Here is a 19,107-nt window from a genome sequence, read left to right on the forward strand (position 1 = left end):
CACCGATCGAATTCGGTGGCGCGTGTCCTGCGTGGGCGTCCCGCGCGGCGACCACACGCCGCCCGCCGCTCACCTGGGCTCGTAGGTCGCCTGCAGCAGCCCGCTCGGGAAGGCCCGACTCCGGACGAGCCGCCACGCCCGTTCGGGCAGATCGGGCGTGAAGAGGGCGACGCCCGCGCCGAGCACCGTCGGCACCCACGACAGCGTCAGGTCGGTGACGACGTCTGCCCGCAGGCCCTGGCGAACGACGTCGCCGCCGTCGAGGTAGACGTGACGGCAGCCTTCGCGCGCGAGGCGGTGCAGCAGCCCTTCGAGGTCGCCCCGAGCGGATTCCTCGCCGTGCCGCGAGGAGAGTGGGCGGTGGGTGAGGACCACGACGCGTTTGCCCGTGAAGGGCCACGATTCGAAGGTGAGGGCGGTGTCGTAGGTGCGGCGGCCCATCACAAGGACGTCGACGGACGTCATCAGTTCGGTGTACCCGGTGTCCTCGGGGGGATCGGTCCGGACGAGGTCGAGCCAGTCGAGGCGGTGATCTGCGCGGGCGAGGTGGCCGTCGAGGCTGAGGCCCAGGAAGACACTGACGCGGAGCGCGGGCGGGGACGACATGCCATAATTCTACACTGTAGAAATACGATGTTGGAGGACCACCCATGGACGAGACACCCGAAGCGCCCACCCCACGAAGACGCGGCCGGCCCGCGAGGGGCAGCGGCCTGACCGAACGCGTCATCCTCGACGCCGCCCTCACCCACCTCGAAACGAACCGCGACGCCTTCACCATGCGCGCCCTCGCCCGAACCCTCGGCACGGACGTCATGGCGATCTACCACCACTACCCCAACAAGGCGGCCCTCGTCGCCGCCGCCGTCCGCGCCGCCTTCGCCCCCCTCGACGACGACCACCTCCTCGACGACGAGCAGGACGTCCCCGCCCGCGTGGAGACGCTCGCCGCCCACTACCTGCGCGTCATCCGCGCGTACCCCGGCCTCACCCTCGACATCGCCGCCGGAAAAGTCGACGCGGAACACGTCGTCAGGCGCTTCGACACGCTCTTCGCGCAGGCCGCCGCCCCACTCGCCCTCGACGAGCCCGACGCACGCCGGGCAGGACACGTCCTCGTCGACTACCTCCACGGCCACATCCTCGGCAGCGACGTCGCCCACGACGACTGGCGGTACGGCGTCCGCCTCCTCACGCTCGGACTTCAGCAGCTACGCGCCCCGAAGGGCGCGTAACTTCGAAGAGCACGGCACGAGACGACGCCGCCCATAGGGGCGACACCGCCCGGCCGCGCGTCAGGCCAGCGCGACGTGCTGCTTGACGAACGCGTCGAACGCCCGCTTGGGGTGCGCCCCGACGAGCGTCGCGACCGGCCGCCCGTCGTGGAAGAGGATGAAGGTCGGCATCCCCATGACCCGGTACTTCATCGCGACGCTCGGGTTCCGGTCCACGTCGAGCTTCGCGACCCGCGCGCGCCCCTCGAGCTCCGACGCGAGCTGCGTCACGATGGGCGCGACGGTGCGGCACGGTCCGCACCACTCGGCCGTGAAGTCGACCAGCGTGTACCCACTGGCCGTCTCCGCCGCGAAGTTGCTGTCCGACAGTTCAACGATCTGACTCATGCTGTCTCCTTGCTGCTCCACCTGGGAGCCGAGGCCGGGCCGGGCCACGGGCCACGGCCGCGCGTCCCGAGAGGACGTTCAGCACGGCGGCTGCTCCCCGACACCTTCGGCATGGAGGCAGCGTACGGCCCGGGCCGTGACAGGGGTCTGACATCCGGGGCGGGGACGCGACGGCGCCGCCCCCCTGCTCAATGCCCACCGTGCCCACCGTACCCACCGTGCCCTGCGTCGCCCGCACCCGCCTCCACCGGTCGCGCCGCCTCGCCCGCGTGGCCCGCCTCCGGCAACGGCTCACCCGCGGCGTGAACCTCCAGGGTGCCCATCATGCCGCGTTCCTCGTGTTCCGCGATGTGGCAGTGAAAGACGGTCCTGCCCGTGAAGGTCTTGAGCGGCACGGCGATCCGCACGCGACCATGCGCGGGCACGTTCACGACGTCCTTCCACTCCGGCTCGACGGCGCGGCCGTCACGCTCGACGACCTGCACGGCGTAGGTGTGCAGGTGGAACGGGTGGTCCATCGCGGTCCGGTTCACGAGCTCCCAGACCTCGACGGTGCCCTCGCTCGCGTGCAGGTCCACCCGGTCCATGTCGAAGGCGCGGCCATTGAGGAAGAACCGGGTCGGGTTCATCTGCTCGTCGAACACGATCTGCCGGACCGGCGCATCCCCGGGAACCGTGAGGGTCTCGAACGCGGGTTGTTGCGGGAACGGGCGGCCCTGGACACCTTCGGGGGCGCGGATCGTGACGAGCACGTGCTCGTCCTGCCCCGAAGGCGTCTGCGGGCCCCCGTGCATCTCGTGCATGTCGTGCTCGCCGCCGGTGGCGGGTCGGGACGCGTCGGCGCCCTGGTGGTCGGCGTGGCCCGCGGTGTCGTCGCTCATGACGTGCGTCCCGCGGTCGTACCCGGCGTCGCGGAGCGTCACGCGCGCCTGCTGGTCCATGCGGACGAGGACGTCCGCGCGTTCTCCCGGGGCGAGCAGCAGCTGCGTGACGTCCTGGGGTCGTTTGAGGGGGTGACCGTCCCTGGCGATCACGACGAGTGCCTGCTCGCCCGCCGTGAGGTTGTAGTAGCGGGCGTTGCCCGCGTTGACGAGGCGCAGACGTACGAGGCCGCTCCTGACGTCGAGCGTGCCGGGCTTCTGACCGTTGACGAGGACGTCGCCCTGGCGTCCGTTCATGTCGAGCATCGGGTCGTGCTGCGGGCCGGGGGCGTCCTTGAACACGAGGACGTGCTCCTCGAGGTCGCGGAGCGTGGCGGGCTCGCTGTCTCCGGTGACGACGAGGGCGCCCGCCAGTCCCGCGAACAGCTGGGTGTCGCTCCGGCCGTGCTGGTGGGTGTGGTACCAGTACGTGCCCGCGCTTCCCTTGGGGAGGGTGAACGCGTAGGTGGCGCTCCTGCCGGGCGCGACGGAGCGCCAGGGGTTGTCCACGAGGGGGCTGACGGGGAGGCCGTGGAGGTGGAGCGTGGTGGGTTCGTCGAGCTGGTTGTCGAGGGTGAGGCGGGTCGGTTCGCCTTCCCTGACGCGCAGGACGGGTCCGGGGAACTGGCCGTCGTAGACCTGCGTGTCGACGCGGCGTCCCGCGAGGGTCAGGGGCGTGCGCCTTGCCGTGAGGGTGAGGCGCGCCTCGCCGCGCTCGTGGGTGACGTTCAGATCGGACGGTTCCGTGAGGCTGGTGTCGGTGGTGGCGCCGCGGTCGGTGCATGCCGTGAGGGCGAGCGTGAGCAGCGCGGTGAGGGCGATCGGTCGGATCATGTCGGCTCCTTTCGAGAGTGTGGGGGACGATCGGTGGGCGCTGTATGCCCCTGGTGGGGATCAGGGATGAGGCGGTCTTCGGTGGGCGTGCGGAGTGTCCTGGCAGGCGTGTTGTGCGAGAGAGCCGGGTCGCCGAACGATGGGACGTATCTATCCCCCAGTAGGGGATACTGGAACGATCGTAAGGCCAGGGCGCGGTGTTTGCAAGAGAAGGCAGTGATATTCGACCCTCATGGGGTTGCCAGGGGATGGATTTTCCAGTATGTTTCTCCTATCCACCCCAGGTGGATAGGTTAGGGGTCGCGCCCCTGCAGCATGAACTCACCTCGCCCGAGCCGCGACCCACACAGCAGCGCTCGAGACGAAGGCCTTCGCCCGCCCTCGTCGACGATCGGCGCTCGACTCCCGAGCCACCACTCCTCCACGAAAGGAACCGACATGCCCAAACTCTCCGTCGGACCCTGGGTCGCCGCCCAGAAGCTGCCCTCTCCCAAACTCGCCCGCGACCGCGAGGCGTTCCTCGCCCGCACCCGGCACCGCGCCACCAGCCCCACCGTCGCCGGCCTCCCCCTCATCGGCCTCGGCGGCTCGTGCGGCAAGCCCTGCTTCGCCCTGCCCTACCACCTCACCTGGACGAACGACAACCTCGACGCACTCGAACAGCTCGCCCGCGACTTCGACTGCTTCGTCGAATACGGCGCCTACCCGCACCTCAAGCTCGACGACGGCGGGCAGGAAGTCGCCGCAGTCCAGGACTGGACGACCTTCGGCACCGTCTACCTGCGGCCCGGCTACGAACACGCCGAGGAACTGCTCGTCCGCCTCAACGAGGTCCTCGCGCCTCCCGTGCCCGCCTGAGCAGCTGAAGGCAAGCGCGACCACGAGAAGCGCGGGAAGCCAACGCCTCCCGCGCTTCTCGTGGTCGTCCACTCACGTCGATCACTCAGGCGGCTCCCACCGACCTCCCGACCGGCGCGCTCGCTTGCCGCCGCCCCACCCGCACCCGGTTGAGCAGCAGCGCGTTCACCGTCACGATCACCGTGCTCGCCGACATCAGCAGCGCCGCCCACTCGGGCCGCAGCAGCACGCCCGTCGACGGGTACAGCACCCCCGCCGCGAACGGAATGGCCAGCACGTTGTACCCGGCCGCCCAGAACAGGTTCTGCACGACCTTCCCGCGCACGCGCCGCGCCACGTCGATCGCGCCCGCCACGTCCGCCGGATCGCTGCGCACCAGCACCACGTCCGCGGTCTCCACCGCCACGTCCGTGCCCGCCCCGACCGCCACGCCCACCTCCGCCTGCGCCAGCGCGGGCGCGTCGTTCACACCGTCACCGACCATCGCGACCTTGCGGCCCTCGGCCTGCAGCGCCCGAACACGTGCGGCCTTGTCCTCCGGGAGCACCTCCGCGATCACCGTGTCGATCCCGAGCTGCCGGGCCACCGCCTCCGCCGTCCGCCGGTTGTCCCCGGTCAGCATGACGGTCCGGACGTTCAGCGCCCGAAGCGCCCTCACCGCGTCCCCGGCGGACTCACGAACGGCGTCCGCCACCGCGACGACCCCCAGCAGCCGCCCATCCACCGCGACGAACATCGCCGTCTTCGCTTCCCCGGCGAGCCCCTCCACCTCGGCGGGCATCGTCGGGACGACCACGCCCTCGCGGTCCATCAGCTTCCGGTTCCCGATCAGCACCTGCCGACCCGAGACCGCCGCGATCACGCCGTGCCCGGGCACGCTGTCGAACACCTCGGGTTCCGCGACGGTCAATCCGCGCTCCCCGGCGCCCCGCACGATCGCTTCGGCCAGCGGATGCTGCGAGGGACGGTCCGCCGACGCCGCGAGCCGCAGCAGGTCAACGTCGGAGACACCCGCGACCGGGATGACGTCCGTCAGCGTGGGCTTCCCGGCCGTCAGGGTCCCGGTCTTGTCGAACACCACGGTGTCCACGCCCGCCGTCGCCTCCAGCGCCGTGGCGTTCTTGAACAGCACGCCCTCCCGCGCGGCCTTCCCGACACCCACCGTGATCGCGGTGGGCGTCGCGAGCGCCAGCGCGTCCGGGCAGGCGATCACGATCGCCGACACGGCGGCGGTGAGCGCGAACACCACGCCCTCCCCGCCGAAGAAATACCAGGCGAGGAACGCGATGAGGCCCGAGCCCAGCGCGACGAACACGAGGTACTTCCCGGCCGTGTCCGCGAGACGCTGCGCGGGCGCGCGGCTCGCCTGCGCGTTGCGCACCATCGTCACGATGCGCGACAGCGCCGTGTCCGCGCCGACGGCCGTGGCGCGGAAGCGAAACGCGCCGGTCTGGTTGACGGTGCCGCCCGTCACCCGCGCGCCCGCCTGCTTCGCGACGGGCACGGGCTCACCGCTGATCATGCTCTCGTCCACCCAGGACGTCCCGCTCGTGACCTCTCCGTCGACGGGGACGCGGTCACCGGGCCGCACGGCGAGTTCGTCACCCACCACGACCTGCTCCAGCGGCACCTCGACCTCCACTCCGTTCCTCAGCACCCTGGCGGTGCTCGGCGCGAGCTTCAAGAGGGCCTCCACGGCCCGGCCCGTCGCGAAGCGCGAGCGCATCTCCAGCCAGTGACCCAGCAGCGAGAGCGTCGTGAGCATCGCCGCCGCCTCGAAGAACACCTCCCTCCCGCCAAGGGCGAGCGTGGCGTACACGCTGAACACCCACGACACGAGGATGCCGACGGCGATGAGCGTCATCATGGTCGCCTCACCGCGGCGCAGGGACCGCCACGCGCTGCTGACGAACGGCCAGCCGCCCCACCACACCACCGGCGTGGCGAGCACGAGCCCGAACCACGCCATGCTCAGGCCGAGGGGAGGCATGGCGGTGAATCCGAAGGTCTCCCCGATGGGGGAGTACAGCACCACCGGCACGGTCAGCACGAGGGAGATCACGAAGCGGCGCAGCATGTCGCTCGCCATGTGCTCGCCGTGCCCGGCGTGCGCGTCATGTCCGATGTCGCCGTGTTCCGCGTGCGCGCCATGCCCCTCGTGTGCGTGGTGACTCGTGTGCGTGGACGCGTCGTCGTGCGCGCCGTGCGTGGAGGGTTCCTGCGCGTCACCCGTCGGCCGGGCGTGCGCCATCGCCGTGTGGTCGTGCGTGCCCGGGGCCGCGTGACCCTGACGACCGCGCCCGCTGCGTTCGTGCCCGACGCTGGGGTGCCCGGGTTGCGTGACCGAGGGCGCGCGGTCCTGGCAGGCGCAGTCGTAGCCCGCGGCGTGCAGGCGGGCGCGCAGGTCCGCGCCGCTCACGACGGTCGGGTCGTACGCGAGATGCGCGACGGCGCGGGTGCGGTCCAGGTGCACGCCCTCGACGCCTTGGACGCGGGTGAGCGCGTCTTCGAGGCCGGCGAGTTCGCTGCCGTCGTGGCAGTCGCGGAACGAGACCTCCAGGACGCTCCGGCCGCTCCGGCGCGCGTGGGTTGTCGCTCCATGGTCGTGGTGCGCGTGTCTGCCGTGATGACCGTCGTGGTCGTGTCGTGTCATGCGTGCCTCCTGTCCGCCCGACGACCGTCCGTCGGGGTTGTTCAGCCCGTGTGGCGCTCAGCCGAGCAGGGCCGTGAGGTGCGGGCGTTGCTGTTCGAAGGTGCCGGAGAAGAACTGCTCGCCGACGACGGTGACGGGCGCGACGCGGACGCCGTAGCGGGTCCTGGCTTCGTCGGCGACCTTCGGGTCGGTGAGGTCGCGTTCCTCGAAGGTCACGCCGCGCCTGCCGAACCAGGCGCGCAGGGCGTGGCAGTCCGGGCAGGTGGGCGTGGCGTACAGAATCACGGGTGGGGTGATCATGGCTCCTCCAAAGGAACGGGGCGGACCGTGGTCCGCCCCGTGGAAAGCGTGAGAGGCGCGGCCTCAGGTGTACTTGAAGACTTCCATCAGTTCCTCGACGATCTTCTGTTCGTCACCGCGTTCGTGCGCGGTGGCGACGTGCGCTTCGAGGTGACCGCGCAGCACCACGCTCGCGGCGCCCTCGATGGCGCCCTGCACGGCCTTGAGCTGCTTGAGCACGTCGACGCAGTACACGTCGGGGTCTTCGAGGGACTTGCGGACGCTTTCGAGGTGGCCGCGGGCGATGGCGAGGCGGCGCGCCGCTTTCTTGCGGGCGTCCTCGGGCATGCAGAGGTGGTGCTCGCCGTGCTGGTGGTCCTCCCTGTGGGGGTGGACGTGCCCCTTGGGTGCGGTCGCGCCTTCAGCCATCAGCGGCCCGCGACCTGAGCGCCGTAGCCTTCGTCGGCGACGGCGTCGACGAGGGCCTGGACGTCCGCGTCGCCCTGCACGACGGCCTTGCCGGTCTTGAGGTCGACCTGCGCGTCGGCGACGCCCTGGACGGTCTTGAGGGCCTTGGTGACGCTGCTCTGGCAGTGGCCGCAGGTCATGCCGGTGATGTCGAGTTCGATGGTCTGTGTCATGGTGTTGCCTCCTGAACCGATCCTACATCCACCCTGGGGGGGTGTCAAGTGCCTTCCTTGAAAAACGATGTTCACGCACCGCTCAAAGTCAATGTACTTGCGGATCCCCCCTTCCTGGGCGTATGCTGAGCCCAGTCATACCCCCCCGAGGGGGATAGGAGGCTCAACAGTGTCAAGAACCATCGAGCTCGGCGTGCAGGGCATGACCTGCGCCAGCTGCACCGCACGCGTCGAACGCGGCCTCAGGAAGGTCGACGGCGTCGAGACCGCCAACGTCAACCTTGCCACCGAACGCGCCACCGTCACCTACGACCCCGCCGTCACCAACCCCCAGGCCCTCCTCGACAAGGTCAGGGACGTCGGCTACGAACCCGTCACCAGCACGCTCGACCTCGGCGTCACCGGCATGACCTGCGCGTCGTGCGTCTCCCGCGTCGAACGCGCCCTGAAGAAGATCGACGGCGTGCTGAGCGCCAGCGTCAACCTCGCCACCGAACGCGCCACCGTCCAGTACCTCCCGTCGAGCGTCAGCCCGGGACAGCTCAAGGCCGCCATCAAGGACGCCGGGTACGACGTCCTCGAACAGCAGGCGGGCATCAGCCGCGAGGACCAGGAACGCGAGGCGCGCGAACGCGAGGTGACGACCCTCCGGCGCAGCGTCACCTTCAGCGCGATCTTCGCGGTGCCCCTCCTGATCCTCGCGATGGTCCCGATGCTCGTCCCCGCCGTGGATACCTGGCTGATGAACACCTTCGGGCACGGCGTCATGACCACCCTCAACTGGATCATGCTCGCCCTCGCCCTCCCCGTGCAGTTCGGGCCCGGCCTGCGCTTCTACCGCCTCGGCTGGAAGAGCCTCAGGAACGGGTCGCCCGACATGAACAGCCTCGTCATGATCGGCACGACCGCCGCGTTCGCCTACAGCCTCGTCGCCACCGCCCTGCCGCGGATCTTCCCCCAGGGCACCGCGCACGTGTACTACGAGGCCAGCGCCGTCGTCATCACCCTCGTCCTGCTCGGCAAGTACTTCGAAGCCATCGCGAAGGGACGGTCGAGCGAGGCGATGAAGACGCTGCTGAGCCTTCAGGCCAAAACGGCCCGCGTCGTCCGGGGCGGACGTGAGCTCGACCTCCCCACCGACGAGGTCCTCGTCGGCGACCTCATCAGCGTCCGTCCCGGCGAGAAGATCCCCGTCGACGGCGAGGTCGTCACCGGCAGCAGCTTCGTGGACGAGAGCATGATCACCGGCGAGCCCGTCCCCGTGAGCAAGCAGCCCGGAGCGGGCGTGGTCGGCGGCACCATCAACGGGAACGGCGCCCTGACCTTCCGCGCCACCAGAATCGGCGCGGACACCGCGCTCGCGCAGATCATCAGGCTCGTGGAGACCGCGCAGGGCAGCAAGCCCCCCATCCAGGGTCTCGCGGACAGGGTCGTCGCGGTGTTCGTGCCCGTCGTGCTCGGCATCGCCGCGCTAACCTTCCTCGCGTGGCTGATCTTCGGCGGCGCCACCGCCCTGTCCTTCGGCCTCATCACCACGGTCGCGGTGCTGATCATCGCCTGCCCCTGCGCGATGGGCCTCGCGACGCCCACGAGCGTGATGGTCGGCACCGGCAAGGCCGCCGAGCTCGGCGTGCTCTTCAAGGGCGGCGCGGCCCTCGAAGGCCTGCAGGGCCTGAACGTGATCGCGCTGGACAAGACGGGCACCCTCACGAAGGGCAAGCCGGAACTGACCGACCTCGTCACGCGCGAAGGCTTCGACCGCGTGACCGTCCTGAAGCTCGTCGCGGCGGCGGAGTCGCAGAGCGAGCACCCCATCGCGCGCGCCATCGTGGACGCCGCGAAACGCGAAGGGATCGCCGTCGTCACGCCCGAGTCCTTCGAGGCGGTGCCCGGCTTCGGCCTGGAGGCGCGCGTCGAGGGGCGCCTCGTGCAGGTCGGCGCGGACCGGTACATGACGCGGCTCGGCGTCGACGTCGGGACGTTCAGGGAGCAGGCCGAGCGGCTGGGCGACGAGGGCAGAAGCCCGCTGTACGCCGCCATCGACGGACGCCTCGCGGCCGTGATCGCCGTGGCCGACCCCGTCAAGGACGGCAGTGCGGAGGCGGTACGCGCCCTTCGGCAGCAGGGCCTGAAGGTCGCGATGATCACCGGGGACAACGCCCGCACCGCGAACGCCATCGCCCGGCAGCTCGGGATCGACACGGTGCTCGCGGAGGTCCTGCCGAGCGGCAAGAGTGACGCCGTGAAGACCCTTCAGGGGCAGGGACAGAAGGTCGGGTTCGTCGGGGACGGCATCAACGACGCCCCGGCGCTCGCGCAGGCGGACGTGGGCCTCGCGATCGGCACGGGCACCGACGTCGCCGTCGAGACGGCGGACGTGATCCTGATGTCGGGCGACCTGCGCGGCGTGCCCAACGCGCTGGCCCTGTCGCGCGCGACGATGCGCAACATCCGCCTCAACCTCTTCTGGGCCTTCGCGTACAACGCGCTGCTGATCCCCGTGGCGGCGGGCGTGCTGTACCCGGCGTTCGGGCTGCTGCTCAGCCCGGTCCTCGCGGCCGCCGCGATGGGCTTCTCCAGCGTCTTCGTCCTCACCAACGCGCTGCGATTGCGCGGCTTCCGTCCGCCCGTGGGGCTCGACGCTGTACGAGCGCGGGCCGCCGTTCCCACACACGCGTGAGCCTCTCGGGACGCCGCACCTTCGAAGGTGCGGCGCCCTTGTTCGAAGGATTGACGAGAACTGGGCAAGCTCCACGTATCGACCCTCGTCCACGACCTCCGACTGCATGCCCGCACGTCCCGATGCCGGACGGGCTTCCTTACCATCTGCACGAGTGGCGCCGATGCCTGCCTCAGCGAGAGACGGCACCTGGGGCACCTCGTGCGGTGCATTCGCCTCAACCGCCGCCCCTGCCTTCAGTCGTCCCAGACGCGGATCCAGAACGGGCGCCTGATTGCGGCGAGCGCGGCTTGGCGCGACCTCACCGTCACCTGAAGTGAGGGTCATGCTCCTGTCATCAGCGGCCACATAGGGTCAGGTGTGCCGTATAGAACATTGCAGGTCTCGACCGGTCTCATCGCACTGCTGTTCAGCCTCGCCGCGTGCCAGCAGACCGACCCGGCTCGACATGTACAGGTGACTCCGGGTGCCGTGACCCGGTCGCTCTCCATGGGAGCTCGCACGACCACGGACATCAAGATGACGAACATGTCGACGAGGTCGCTGTTGTTCTCACTGAGGTACCCGGGTGCCACTGTCCTTTCGGCTCCGGTCTCGAGCTGGCTTCAGCTCAGTGAATCTCGGGCGGGGAACGTCGCCCCTGGCGAGTCCGCGACGGTGACGCTCACGCTCGATTGCGAGGAGGGCCTGCCGGACGAACGGTCCGTGGATGTGGAAGTCACGACGAGCGCGCTCATGTACGTACCGATATACCTGCCGGTGTCGTTGACCTGTACCTGAACTTACGACCCCTTTGTCCCTTTGTTTGTTCTAGGCCTTCGCGTACAACGCGTTGCTGATCCTGGTCGTAGCGGGCAGGCTGTTCTCCGCGTTTGGGCTGCTGCTCAGCCCGCTGCTCGCGGCGGCCGCGGTGGGATTTCTGAGCGTCTTCGTCCTCACGGACGCGTTGCGTCCCTGTGGCTTTCATCCCGTAGTTGGAGGCGGGGCTGCTTTCGCCAGGTGCGAGGTGGTGCGTCGAACGCGGCGTGGGACAGGGCCTACTTGACAGTCCACAACTAAGGCTGTCTACTTAGACAACCTAGGTATCCTTCGATGAGGGATACCGTAGAACGCCAGCTCCGCATGCAGCCCACACCCGCTTCCGCTTGAGCGAACCGAGCGCCGCGCCGACGCGGCCACTCCTCCCCCGCCTAAAGCGGCAGGAGGCCTTATGACCCGTCCCTGGATCGTCACCCTGGCAAGCGCGCTCCTCACCCTCGTGATCGCCACGGCCCTCTGGCTGGCCTGGCCCACGGGCCGCGCCTTCTCGTTCCTGAACGACGCTCGCCCCACCTACACCATCGCGTACCGCGCGGACGTCGAAGCCATCAAACGCGGGGATGCCCTGAAAAGCGTCCGCTACGACGTGCGAAAGGCTCTGGACGACATCAACCGCGCCACGGGCTCGACAGGAACCGCCTACGCCGTGCTGAGCGTCTCCATGCAAGACCGCCTCCGATTCCGCACGAGCCTCGCCAGCAACGTCAATTTCGTCAAAGCCATCGGAGACTACCGAGAGGCGAGAGGACTCACCCTGATCGCCGGTCGAGAACCCCGCGTCAACACAGCGGAAGCCGCGCTGAGCGAAGCGACGGCGCGCCTCCTCACGCCTCGACCGACCGACCTGATCGGTCAACAGGTGACGCTGAACGACCACATCAACGCCACCCCACTCACCATCACCGGCATCGTCCGATCCAGCGCCTGGCAGTCCGACACCGACCCCGACGCCGGCGGGTACCGAATGGTCGACCCGTCGAAACCCGCGTTCGATCCGATGGACGCAGCACTGCTGAACGTGATCACACCGCCGATCACCATCGTCTTCCAACGCGCCCCAACCGCGAACACCGTCACGTGGCTCCGGGCGTACGTGACGAAGAACCTCCAACACCTCACCTTGACCGATGTGCAGGCCGCCACCCGCGCGGACACCGTCACTGCGGCGATCCTCAAGCGCCTTCAGGAGCGCGCACGTTCCCTCCCCTTGCTCGCGGCGCTCCTGACCGTATCGGGACTCCTTGCCCTCTGCGCGCTCACGCTGGCGACTCAGATTCGCCGCCGCACCCTACTCGGCATCGAACTGGCCATCGGCGCCCGTCGGCACGCCCTGCTGCTCGAAGTCCTCGTCCAGCAGGCCGTCCCGGCGCTCCTCGGGGCGGCCGCAGGTGCGGCGCTCGCGTTCACCCTGCCCGCCGTGCTCCCTGGCGTCCTGACCGGACGCCCACCCCTCAGGGTGCTGCTGCTCGCCAGCCTCCTTCCCGTCGCCTCCTTGTTGACCTTGACCAGCGTGATCAGCTGGGGCGTGCTCCGTGAATCGGCGGCCGCGTTGCTCCGGAGCGCACGCCCCGGCGCTTACGTCCGACCGTTGCTGGCCCTCATGCTCCTCGCGTTCATCTGCGCGTTCGGCGGCGTGCTCAGCGCCGCAGGTGTCAAGGAAAAGCTCGACGCTCAGGCCACCCGTATCAACACGCAGTTCGGGCGCGTTCTGGAAATCGCAACGAGCGACGACGGCGACAACCGCAAAGGGCAGAGTCTCGGTCACACCAGCCGCCGCCTCACCTCCGACGACGCGCAGTGGCTCACCCGGCAGCCGGGCGTGCACAGCGCCGCCGTCGGAGAACGAATCAACGGCGGATTGAAGGTCGGAACGCGGACGTACTATTCGAACCGCATGGTGACCGGAACGCCTTCGCTCGTCGGCGTGCTGGGCCTCGACCTCCTCGAAGGCGACGCGGGCGGCTGCGTCCTCTCGAGGACGTCAGCCCGCGCATACGGGCTGCGCGTCGGAAGCGTCATGGAGCTGCCGTCCGGAGGCACGTACCGATCGTGCCCGGTCACGGGGATCTTCGCCGACCCTGAGCCGCTCAAGAAGTTCGTGATGCTGAACTTCCCGGAAGTCATCGTGCCCATCGAGATCGGACTGGCGTCCAAGCAAGGCGCTTCCTCCCCGCTCGACGACCCCTCGGGTCAGCCAACCCCCGCGTTGCGAACCACGCACGTGCTGCTGCGCCTGACGGGTGACGCCACACCCGATGAACTTCAGCGTCTGCGCGCACGCATCGAAGCTCGCCTCCCGGGGATGACGTTCTCCCTCCGGCCTTACGCGCCGAACATCGACGCGCTGCTCGCTCGACTACAACTTCAGAGCCGCGTTTTCCTCACGCTTGGTGGCGCGGCCGCGATCATGAGCGTGTTCGGGCTGCTGAGCGGCTTCCTGGCGTATCTCGACGTCACCCGCTACCGCACCGCGCTCGACCGCGCGCAGGGCATGACCTTGCGGCAGGTGTACCGAAGCTGGGTCCTCGGCAGCGCCGCCCTTGGCGTGTTCGGGGTGGGTGTGGCGCTGCTCATCGCGGCGCTGCTCACCCCCGCGCTGTACAACGCATTTTCCCTCGACGCTCCTGTCGGAATGGCGCGTGACCTGCTTCCAGCAGCGGTCGTCGCCCTTCCAGGCCCGCTGAGCGTGACCTTCGCCGCCGTCATCACCGCGCTGCTTGTCCTGACCGTCCTGCTTCTCGGCGCGCGCTGGACGCGCCGACAGAGCCTCACCACCCTCCTCAAAGCAGGCAGCTGAACATCAAGCGTGAAAGGACCGATGCCATGACTGAACTGCAAGCACCTCACACTTCGCCCGCCGCGGCGCGCGCCCCCTCGCCGCTCGTTCGACTTCAGGACGTCTCCATGACGTACGGCGTGCTGGGTGCGCTCAAGGACGTGAACCTCGAGATTCACGAGGGTGAGTTCGTCTCCATCTCCGGGCCCTCCGGCAGTGGCAAGTCCACGCTGCTGGCCGTTCTCGGTCTGTTGGAGCGCCCCAGTGTGGGAACGTACTGCGTCAACGGGCAGGACGCCTGGCGTCTGAACGATGGGGAGCAGTCCAGGTTGCGCGGTGAGACGCTCGGGTTCGTCTTTCAGCAGTTTCACCTCCTGCCGGAGTTGACCGCACTCGAAAATGTCGCGAGACCATTGCGGTTCGCGCGCGTCCCGCCGACCGAAGCGCGCGCCCGAGCGGCGCGTCTCCTTGACCGCGTGGGACTCGCCGCGCGTGCCGGTCATCGTCCCTCGCAGCTTTCGGGTGGAGAACAACAACGCGTCGCCATTGCGCGCGCGCTCGTCCGTCAGCCCCGCATGCTCCTCGCAGACGAACCGACGGGGAATCTCCCTCAGAGCCTGTGGGCAGACATCCTCGACGTGTTCACCGGATTGAATCAGGAGGGGCACACCATCGTGCTCGTGACGCACGATCCACTCGTCGCGGCGCGCGCGTCCCGTCACGTCATCCTGCACGATGGGACGATCACCAAAGACACCCGGTCATCCGTTGAGGCCCCAGCGACCCTGATCTGAGTTCGCGACTCGAATCCATCACCGCGGTGGTGATGGATTCGAGTCGCGAGTGGACGTTAAAACGCTTGGTGTGCGCCTGGGCATGCAATGATCCGTCGCTTGCGAGGTGTGGACGTTGAGGTCGGTGCCGCCGAGGTCAGCAGCAGGTCTCCGCCTCGGCACCAAGCGGCGCACGCTCCGCCGTTGCACATAAGGTATAAGGTCGCGGAGCGTCGTTTGAGGCGCTCCGGGGTGTCAGCGGGTACCGCTGACCGCTCGAGGTGGAGCGGTCAGCGCTTCGTTGGGATCAGTCGGTGGCGCTCGCCTTGAAGTCAGGGACGCGCACGCCGAGGAGGGTGAGCAGCACGCCGCCCGCGGCGATGGCGGCGGCGCTCAGGAACGCCGCGTGGTAGGCGGTATTGAGCTGCGCGGCACTGGCGTCGACGTTGTTGCCGTTTGCGTTGGCAACCGCGACGATCGCGGCGAGGCCCACGGCGCTGCCGACCTGGTAGGTGGTGTTGACGATGCCGGACGCGAGTCCGGAGTCTTCGGGTCGGGCGCCGCTGACGCTGGCCATGGTGGCGGGGATGTACGCGAAGGCCATACCGAACGCGGCGATCAGCGTGGCGGGCAGGACGTCCACGAGGAAGTTCCCGTCGGCGGGAGCGCGGCCGAGCAGCGCGAGCGAGACGACCAGCAGGGTCAGGCCGATCACGAGGTTCTTCTTGATGCCGAACGCGGCGATCACGCGGCCGGTCATGTTGACCATCAGGATCATGATCAGCAGGGTCATGGGCAGCAGGGCGAGGCCGCCCTGGAGGGCGTTGTACCCGAGGACCTGCTGGAGGTACAGGTTCAGGAAGAACCACAGGGGAATCCATGAGCCGGCCAGGAGGGCGTTGACGAGGTTGCCGACGCTGAGGTTCGGCGCGCGGAAGATTTGAAGCGGCATCAGCGGCGCGCGCAGGGTGGCCTGCAGGGCGAGGAACACGATGAGGAGCGTGGCGGCGCCGCCGAGGGTACCGAGGGTGGCGGCGCTGGTCCAGCCGAGCGTTTCAGCGCGGACGAGGCCCAACACGGCGAGGGTGATGGCGCCGGTGACGGTGAGCGCCCCAAGCCAGTCGACGGTGCCGCTGGCGCGTGTGCCCTTGCGCAGCAGCGTGGGGGTCAGCGCGAGGACGCCGAGTCCGAGGGGGACGTAGATCAGGAAGGTCCAGCGCCAGTCGAGCCACTGCGTGATGACCCCGCCGAGGAACACGCCGGCGCTGCCGCCCGCGGCGGCGCTGGCGCCCCAGAAGCCGAAGGCGCGTCCGAGTTCCCTGGGGTCGTGGAAGAGGCCCATCATGAGGCTCATCGCGGCGGGGGAGATCAGGGCGGCGCCGACGCCCTGGAGGGCGCGGGCGAGGTCGAGGGTGAGTTCGTCGGGGGCGAGTCCGGCGAGCAGGCTGGCGAGGGTCAGGACGATCCAGCCCGCGGCGAAGACGCGGCGTTGGCCGAACAGGTCGGCGAGGCGGCCGCCGAGGAGGAGCAGGCCCCCGAAGGTGACGACGTAGGCGTTGAAGATCCACTGGAGGTTCTCGGCGGTGATGCCGAGCGCCTTCTGGATGGCGGGGAGGGCGACGCCGATGATGCTGGCGTCGAGGATCACGAGGAACTGGGCGGCGCAGAGCAGGAAGAGGGCGGTCCAGCGTTTGGGGTCGGGAGTGTTCATGGGCAGCCTCAATTTCGGCGGGCTCGGATGAGCAGCCACGCGGCGAGGAAGGTCAGGGCGGTGAGGACGAACAGCAGCCATCGGGGCATGAGGGGCTCCTTCGTGAGGGTGAGAGGCGGAGTCTGGTTCGGACCGGCGCGTTCGATGCTCGGGGAATCACGTCGTCCACCGACTGGTAACTTATCCCCCTGGGGGGGATAAGGGGAGCGTACTGCCGAAATCCTCAGGTGTCAACAGATCTCGCACGTGTGGAAGCTCTTGTTGGAGGCCGATATTGCCGTCTTTCCCGGCGCGACACTTCCGATTGCAGGGAAAATATGCTCTACAAGCTATGATCACCCACCATGGGGGGATAATCGGATCGGGGTCGCGCGGATCCTCGTCGACACCAACCCACGAAGGCTCGAGTGCCGCCACGCGAAACCACAACGAGGGGGCGAGAAAGAGCTCCACGGTCACGCGGCGAGGTCACGACCCCCGCCGACAAGAAACCCGGACGGACGTCGTGACCCTGACCACAACGCCTGAAAACGATCGCGGCGCCGTGACAACGCCGACCAGCTCGCACGGACGTGACCGCCCGGACCGAACGGGCACGCGGAATCCACCGCGGGCGATCCAGACGCGAGACCGACCGGACGCACACCCACGAACCGGTACGCCCGGAAAGGCAGGTCGGCGCCGAGCCGCCCGTCGGTTCAGAGCGCGTGGTCAGGCCGCGCGGTCACCCTCCCGCATGCTCGACCGGCTGGCCCTGAGCACCCGGAGGACGAACGGAAGCGAGAAGAACACCGTGGGCGGCTTCACGAGGTGCAGCACCTCGAAGAAGGAGCGACGGACCTCGTCGTCCACCATCGCCGCCGCCTGAACGCGCGTGAAGTACCCGGCCAGCAGTCGCGCGGCGAGCGGTCGCTTCCAGGTCGACTCGGGGTAGCTGCCGTCACCGCCGGTCGCCATGCTCCAGGGCGTCTCCACGGCCGCCGCCGCCGCCTTGAAGTACGCCTTCCACAACGACCGACCCCTTAGCCGGCGCAGGGTGCGTTCCAGCGCGAGCGCCTCGAGTCCCGCCACGGTCATCCCCTGTCCGTAGGTGGGGTTGAAGGAGCACAGGGCGTCACCGATGACCAGCAGACCCTCCGGGAACCGTTTGAGCCGCTCGTAGTGTCTGCGGGTGTTCGCGGGGTACTTGTGCGTGGCGAACTCGGAGACAGGTTCGAGCGAACGGATGAAGCGGTGGACGTCCGGGTGCTCGTAGCCACGCGCGAACTCGAGGAAGCCCGCGTCGTCCGCCGGCGCGTGCTCGCCGTGCCAACCGGCGAGCGCGACATGCCACCGGTCGTCCTCGAGCGCGAGGATCGTCACGGCGCGTCGGTCCTTCGGCTGCTGGAGGAACACGCCGAACAGCAGGTCGCCATCGAGATGCGTCGGCTCACGGCGGTAGTACCGGGTGGTGTAGCCGACGTTGACGGGAAGACGGGATTCCTGAGGCTTCTCGTACCCCAGGTCGGACAGCCAGGCGGGCAGTCGCGTTCCGCGTCCGCTCGCGTCGACGACGAGGTCCGCGCGCAGCGACTGGCCGTCGGTTTCCCCCGTCCGGTAGTGCACGCCGATCACCTTCCGCTTGTCGGGTGTCGTCAGCAGACCCTGCGCCGCGCCTCGAACGACGCTGACGCCCGGAAGGGCGCGCGTGCGGTCCCGCACCACCCGTTCGAGCAGCGGGCGGCTGGCGAACAGCAGGGGAAGTCCACTGTGGTACTTGGTCATGTAGGTCCTGCCCACGGCGATACGGCCGGCGCCCGTCATGTCTCCGGTCAGGGCGCCGTGCCGCCTGAAGTCCTCCGCGATGCCCGGATAGAGCTGCTCGAGGATCCGCTTGCCGCGCAGCAGCAGCGTGTGTGGTTGGTGACTCTGCGGCACTCCCCTGCGGCCCTCCGTGTGGGCGGGCAGGTCGTCCCGCTCGAGGATCGTGACGTGGGCGAAGTGCTCGGTGAGCACCCTCGCGGCGAGGAGACCGGCGATGCTGCCTCCGATGACGACGGCGTGACTTGACCCTTGCGACATCCGCGCTCCTTTGCTTCGTCCCGTCGTTGGCGACGGAATGGTGCAGGGAGGGTATGAAGGTCGGCGTGACATCCGCCTGACAACCCGGAGGCGGCGCGGATCCGGTCGGCCTCACGGCGTCGCCGCACTTCAGCGGGCGCGTCTCGACGGCGGGAACGGCATCAGGTCCGTCTGCGCGCCCAGACGGCGACGTGACGTCATCGCCGTGACCATCCCGGCCGCGCACCCCAGCAGCATCAGCGTGACGAATCCGGTGGACGGCCCACGCTCGAGCAGCAGACTCGCCGGAAGCGGCGCGAGCGTCTTCCCGAGGATGTTCGCGAGCGAGAGCGCGGCGTTGTACTGCCCCAGCGCTCCCTGCGGCGCGAGCGCGGCGGGGAGCGGCGCGAGGCTCGGCGCGAGCATCAACTCTCCCAGCGCGAACAACGCCGCCGCCATCACCACCAGGGGCGCGTGCAGAGCGGGCGCGGCCAGCGTGGC

15 protein-coding genes and 2 pseudogenes are annotated in these 19,107 nt (G+C 69.2%); 7 read left to right on the forward strand and 10 right to left on the reverse strand.

The features are described 5' to 3' along the window. Nucleotides 1–69 precede the first annotated feature (69 nt). Nucleotides 70–606: a dihydrofolate reductase family protein gene (locus tag DEIPI_RS0120115; RefSeq protein WP_027482961.1), complete on the reverse strand. Its 537-nt coding sequence runs from the start codon at nucleotides 604–606 to the stop codon at nucleotides 70–72. A gap of 44 nt (nucleotides 607–650) precedes the next feature. Here DEIPI_RS0120115 and DEIPI_RS0120120 point away from each other — a divergent pair, with 44 nt between their 5' ends. After that, on the forward strand, nucleotides 651–1,235 hold the full coding sequence (locus DEIPI_RS0120120) for a TetR/AcrR family transcriptional regulator (protein WP_027482962.1): 585 nt from the start codon (nucleotides 651–653) through the stop codon (nucleotides 1,233–1,235). A gap of 60 nt (nucleotides 1,236–1,295) precedes the next feature. Here the strand turns inward: DEIPI_RS0120120 and trxA are convergent, their stop codons facing one another. After that, nucleotides 1,296–1,622, reverse strand: a complete 327-nt coding sequence (gene trxA / locus DEIPI_RS0120125; protein ID WP_027482963.1) for a thioredoxin — start codon at nucleotides 1,620–1,622, stop codon at nucleotides 1,296–1,298. Between the two features lie 188 nt (nucleotides 1,623–1,810). Then, complete coding sequence (locus tag DEIPI_RS33000; protein WP_052351855.1) at nucleotides 1,811–3,376, reverse strand: multicopper oxidase family protein; 1,566 nt, start codon at nucleotides 3,374–3,376, stop codon at nucleotides 1,811–1,813. Between the two features lie 438 nt (nucleotides 3,377–3,814). Here DEIPI_RS33000 and DEIPI_RS0120135 point away from each other — a divergent pair, with 438 nt between their 5' ends. Then, entirely contained in the window at nucleotides 3,815–4,234 is a 420-nt protein-coding gene (locus DEIPI_RS0120135; RefSeq protein WP_027482964.1) for a hypothetical protein, read from the forward strand. 85 nt (nucleotides 4,235–4,319) lie between these two features. Here the strand turns inward: DEIPI_RS0120135 and DEIPI_RS33005 are convergent, their stop codons facing one another. The 4 genes from DEIPI_RS33005 to DEIPI_RS0120155 all read right to left on the reverse strand — a co-directional run bounded on the left by DEIPI_RS33005 (nucleotide 4,320) and on the right by DEIPI_RS0120155 (nucleotide 7,807). Further along, nucleotides 4,320–6,887 (reverse strand): heavy metal translocating P-type ATPase, encoded by a 2,568-nt coding sequence (locus tag DEIPI_RS33005; protein WP_084474649.1) that lies wholly within the window; start codon nucleotides 6,885–6,887, stop codon nucleotides 4,320–4,322. 57 nt (nucleotides 6,888–6,944) lie between these two features. Beyond that, nucleotides 6,945–7,187, reverse strand: coding sequence for a glutaredoxin family protein (locus DEIPI_RS0120145; RefSeq protein WP_027482965.1), 243 nt, complete (start codon nucleotides 7,185–7,187; stop codon nucleotides 6,945–6,947). A 63-nt stretch (nucleotides 7,188–7,250) separates the two neighbouring features. Next, nucleotides 7,251–7,595 carry a metal-sensitive transcriptional regulator gene (locus DEIPI_RS0120150; RefSeq protein ID WP_425387884.1) on the reverse strand — a complete coding sequence of 115 codons (345 nt, stop codon included), beginning with the start codon at nucleotides 7,593–7,595 and terminating at the stop codon, nucleotides 7,251–7,253. Then, complete coding sequence (locus DEIPI_RS0120155; protein WP_027482967.1) at nucleotides 7,595–7,807, reverse strand: CopZ family metallochaperone; 213 nt, start codon at nucleotides 7,805–7,807, stop codon at nucleotides 7,595–7,597. Before DEIPI_RS0120155 ends, DEIPI_RS0120150 begins: the two co-directional genes overlap by 1 nt. A 169-nt stretch (nucleotides 7,808–7,976) precedes the next feature. Between DEIPI_RS0120155 and DEIPI_RS0120160 the strand changes: the two genes are divergently transcribed. From DEIPI_RS0120160 to DEIPI_RS33010, 5 genes and pseudogenes are all read left to right on the forward strand, one after another. Next, nucleotides 7,977–10,487 carry a heavy metal translocating P-type ATPase gene (locus DEIPI_RS0120160; RefSeq protein ID WP_027482968.1) on the forward strand — a complete coding sequence of 837 codons (2,511 nt, stop codon included), beginning with the start codon at nucleotides 7,977–7,979 and terminating at the stop codon, nucleotides 10,485–10,487. Between the two features lie 360 nt (nucleotides 10,488–10,847). Next, nucleotides 10,848–11,267 carry a hypothetical protein gene (locus DEIPI_RS0120165; RefSeq protein WP_157463836.1) on the forward strand — a complete coding sequence of 140 codons (420 nt, stop codon included), beginning with the start codon at nucleotides 10,848–10,850 and terminating at the stop codon, nucleotides 11,265–11,267. Between the two features lie 34 nt (nucleotides 11,268–11,301). After that, nucleotides 11,302–11,532, forward strand: a pseudogene (locus tag DEIPI_RS42295) (hypothetical protein); the annotation flags it as partial. A gap of 165 nt (nucleotides 11,533–11,697) precedes the next feature. Continuing rightward, nucleotides 11,698–14,103: an ABC transporter permease gene (locus tag DEIPI_RS0120170; protein ID WP_027482970.1), complete on the forward strand. Its 2,406-nt coding sequence runs from the start codon at nucleotides 11,698–11,700 to the stop codon at nucleotides 14,101–14,103. Nucleotides 14,104–14,129: 26 nt separating this feature from the next. After that, nucleotides 14,130–14,876, forward strand: coding sequence for an ABC transporter ATP-binding protein (locus DEIPI_RS33010; protein WP_045234787.1), 747 nt, complete (start codon nucleotides 14,130–14,132; stop codon nucleotides 14,874–14,876). Nucleotides 14,877–15,162: 286 nt separating this feature from the next. On the opposite strand, the gene DEIPI_RS0120180 is transcribed toward DEIPI_RS33010, so the two are convergent. The 3 genes and pseudogenes from DEIPI_RS0120180 to DEIPI_RS0120195 form a co-directional block, all read right to left on the reverse strand. Next, nucleotides 15,163–16,566 (reverse strand): MFS transporter, encoded by a 1,404-nt coding sequence (locus tag DEIPI_RS0120180; protein WP_027482971.1) that lies wholly within the window; start codon nucleotides 16,564–16,566, stop codon nucleotides 15,163–15,165. 711 nt (nucleotides 16,567–17,277) lie between these two features. Next, nucleotides 17,278–18,627: an FAD-dependent oxidoreductase gene (locus DEIPI_RS33015; RefSeq protein WP_045234788.1), complete on the reverse strand. Its 1,350-nt coding sequence runs from the start codon at nucleotides 18,625–18,627 to the stop codon at nucleotides 17,278–17,280. Between the two features lie 129 nt (nucleotides 18,628–18,756). Then, nucleotides 18,757–19,107: pseudogene (locus DEIPI_RS0120195) on the reverse strand (hypothetical protein); the annotation flags it as partial.

The organism is Deinococcus pimensis DSM 21231 (assembly GCF_000519345.1).
In the GTDB taxonomy this organism is placed as follows: domain Bacteria; phylum Deinococcota; class Deinococci; order Deinococcales; family Deinococcaceae; genus Deinococcus_A; species Deinococcus_A pimensis.